3 protein-coding genes are annotated in these 3,510 nt (G+C 70.4%); all 3 read left to right on the forward strand.

Translation table 11 applies throughout. The features are described 5' to 3' along the window. Window positions 1–1,642: efflux RND transporter periplasmic adaptor subunit (locus ACE3UY_RS08155; RefSeq protein ID WP_374687048.1), on the forward strand; the 1,642-nt coding region annotated here is incomplete at its 5' end. A gap of 12 nt (window positions 1,643–1,654) precedes the next feature. Then, window positions 1,655–2,431, forward strand: a complete 777-nt coding sequence (locus ACE3UY_RS08160; protein ID WP_374687049.1) for an ABC transporter ATP-binding protein — start codon at window positions 1,655–1,657, stop codon at window positions 2,429–2,431. Continuing rightward, a partial coding sequence (locus ACE3UY_RS08165; RefSeq protein ID WP_374687050.1) for an ABC transporter permease occupies window positions 2,428–3,510 on the forward strand: 1,083 nt, incomplete at its 3' end. The genes ACE3UY_RS08160 and ACE3UY_RS08165, both read left to right, overlap by 4 nt.

Here is a 3,510-nt window from a genome sequence, read left to right on the forward strand (position 1 = left end):
GCAACGACGCAAGAAGTGGATTATCGCGGGAGTTGTGGTGCTGGCGATCCTGCTGGCCCTCCCGTTCATCTGGAGCCGGCTGGCGTCGCCCGCCGCGGCCGGCCAGACGACCGAGGCGGCCGTCGAGCGCGTGGAGGCGTTTGTCGGCGACCTGTCCAGCGAGGCCACCGCCTCGGGCGAATTGATGGCCCGGCGGGAGGCGGCGCTGGCCCTGGCCGCCGCGGGAACCATCGCCGAGGTGCTGGTTGACGTGGGCGACACGGCGGCGGCCGGCGACCCGCTGGTGCGGCTGGACACGACCGCGCTGGAGCGGGATGTCGAATCGGCGCGGCAGGCCCTCGCCGCGCAGGAGGCCAATCTGGACGACCTGACCGCCGCGCCCGGCGCGGCCGAACTGGCCGCGGCCGAGGCCAACGTCGCCAGCGCTCAGGCCCAACTGGATGACCTGCTGGACGGCCCCGGCGAGACGGAGCTGGCCGCGGCCGAGGCAGATCTGCGCGCCGCCCAGGCCGATCTGGCCGCGGCGTCGGCCCGGCTGAGCAGCGGCACGGCCGCGGCCGACCCCGAAGCGGTGCGGGCGGCCCAGATTGAACTCGACCTGGCGCGACAGGCGGCCACGACCGCCGCCGAGCAACATAGCACCATCCTGGTGACCGAGCCGAACGCCTTCATCTCGGCCGAAGACCTGGCCGAGATGGAGTTTAATGCCCGCGCCCGCGCCCAGCAGGCCAACGCCGACCTGGCTGCGGCCCAGCAGGCGTACGACGATCTGGTGAACGGCAACCCGACCAACGTAACCGCGTCGCGGGCCGCCGTCGCCTCGGCCGCCGCCCAGCGCGACGCGGCCCAGGCCCAACTGGACTTGCTGCGCGAGGGGCCGAGCGCGGCCGACGTGGCCGCGGCCCGCGCCTCGCTGGCCCAGGCACAGCTCCAGCTGGAGCGGCTGCAAGACGGCCCGTCGGCCGTCGAGCGGACGCAGGCTGAGGTCGCCGTCGAGCAGGCGCGCATCGGCCTGCAACGCGCCGAGCGGGCGCTGGCCGAGGCCACGCTCGTCGCCCCGTTCGACGGCGTCATCACCGCCGTCAACGCGCGGGTCGGCGAGACGGCTGGCGGCGTCCTCGTCCAGATGGGCGACCCCGGCAGCCTGGAAGTGGTGCTGGAGGTGGACGAAGTCGATATCGCCCAGGTGCAGATCGGTCAGACGGCCGAGATCACCCTGGAGACGTGGCCCGATGAGCCGATTGCCGCCGAGGTGGCGGCCATCGCTCCCGAGGCGAGCGCCGGCAGCGACCTGATCACCTACCAGGTCTTCCTCGACGTGGCCGAGACGGAACTGCCCGTGCGCGCCGGCATGACCGCCAACGCGCGGTTGGTGGCCCAGGAGCGGACCGGCGTGCTCCTGCTGCCCAACCAGGCCATCCAGGCCGACCGGACGGCGGGGACGTACAGTGTCAACCTGATCACGACCGGCGCGGACGGGCAGGAGACCATCGAGGTCACCCCGATCACCATTGGCCTGCGCGACGGCCGCTACACCCAGATCACCGGCGGCCTGGCTGAGGGGGATGTGGTGCAGATCGGCAACGCCCTGCCCATCCAGTCGTTTGGCCCGCCCGACGGGCAGCAGGCCCCCGGCAACTAGGAGAAAGCGGCCATGATCACCATGCGCAACATCACCAAGAGCTACCACATGGGCGAGAACGTCGTCCACGCCCTGCGCGGTCTCGATCTGGACGTGCAGGAGGGCGAGTTTCTGGCCATCATGGGGCCGTCCGGCTCCGGCAAGAGCACGCTGATGAACATCCTGGGCTGCCTGGACACGCCCGACAGCGGCATGTATCTGCTGGGCGGCGAGGACGTGAGCCAGTTGACCGACGACGCCCAGGCGCGCATCCGCGGCCGGCGCATCGGCTTCGTCTTCCAGCAGTTCAACCTGCTGCCGCGGACGCCGGCCATCAAGCAGGTCGCCCTGCCGCTGATGTACGCCGGGTTGGGGCGCGTCGAGCGGCTGAACCAGGCGCGCGAGGCGCTGGAGCGCGTCGGCCTGGGCGACCGCGCCGACCACCGGCCCGACGAACTCTCCGGCGGCCAGCAGCAGCGCGTGGCGATCGCCCGCGCCCTGGTCAACAGGCCCAACATCATCCTGGCCGACGAGCCGACGGGCGCTTTGGACACCCACACTGGTGAGGAGATTCTGAACCTGTTCGAGGAACTCAACCGGCAGGGTATCACCGTCATCGTCATCACCCATGATCCGGACGTGGGCGCGCGCGCCGGACGGACGGTCTGGATTCGTGACGGCCTCGTGGTCGGCGAGGGGCACGACGGCGCGCCGGCCGTTGTAGGGGCGAGTTTCAAACCCGCCCCTACCGCCGAAGAACGGGGGATACCATCCCGCGCTACAACGACGACAGAAGGAGCGACATCATGAACCTGAGCGAGAGCCTCCTGACCGCGCTCGACAGCCTGCGGGCCAACAAACTGCGCGCCGCGCTGACCATGCTGGGCGTCATCATCGGCGTCGCCGCGGTCATCGCCCTGCTATCCATCGGCAACGGCGTCAGCCAGTCGATCAACGACGAGATCAACGCCATCGGCACCAACCTGATCCTGATCAGCACCGACCGCGACAACAGCGACGGCTACCCCGCGCTCAGCCTGTCCGACATGGCGGCGCTGTCCGACCCGGCGCGCGCGCCGGACGTGGCCGAGGTCGCTGCCTCGGTCGGCGGCGGTTTCGCCGTGACCGCCGGCGGCAACAGCACCCGCCCCTCGGTGTCGGGCGTGACCGGCAACTACTTCCTCGTCATGAACATGGACGAGTTCCAGGCGGGCGACGGCCTGACCCAGGCGGACGTGGACACCCGGGCGCGGGTGGTGGTACTCGGCTCGCAGGTCGCGGAAGACCTCTTTCCCGACAGCTACGCCGTCGGCCAGACGATTAAGGTCAACGGCGCGGGCTACGAGGTCGTCGGCGTGCTGGCTGACTCCGGCAGCAGTTTCAGCAACAATGACAGCAGCGTCTTCATGCCCATCTCCACCGCCCACAGCCGGCTGTTCACCGAGCGGACGCGGGCCGGCGACAAGGCGGTCGATTCCATCGTCGCCCAGGCGGCCAGCCCCGAGCAGAACGAGGCGGCCGTGGAACAGATCGCCGCCGTCCTGCGCGAGGAGCACGGCATCGCCTACGCCGCCGATGACGACTTCGAACTTATCAGCCAGTCCGACTTGCTGGACACGGCCGGGCAGATCACCGGCATCCTGACCGCCTTCCTGGGGGCCATCGCCGGCATCTCGTTGCTGGTCGGCGGCATCGGTATTATGAACATCATGCTCGTCTCCGTCACCGAGCGGACGCGCGAGATCGGCATCCGCAAGGCCGTCGGCGCGCTGCGGCGCGACATCCTGACCCAATTCCTGCTGGAGTCGGTGGTGCTGAGTCTGGTCGGCGGTCTGGCCGGCATTGTTCTGGGCTGGGCCATCGCCGCCGTAGCCGGCCGCGCCATCGAC

It is taken from the genome of Promineifilum sp. (SeqCode) (assembly GCF_041918635.1).
Classification (GTDB): Bacteria; Chloroflexota; Anaerolineae; order Promineifilales; family Promineifilaceae; genus Promineifilum.

Coding starts and splice junctions, on each gene's coding strand:
- ACE3UY_RS08160 (WP_374687049.1), top strand. CDS start 1,655: ATGATCACCATGCGCAACATCACCAAGAGCTACCACATGGGCGAGAAC.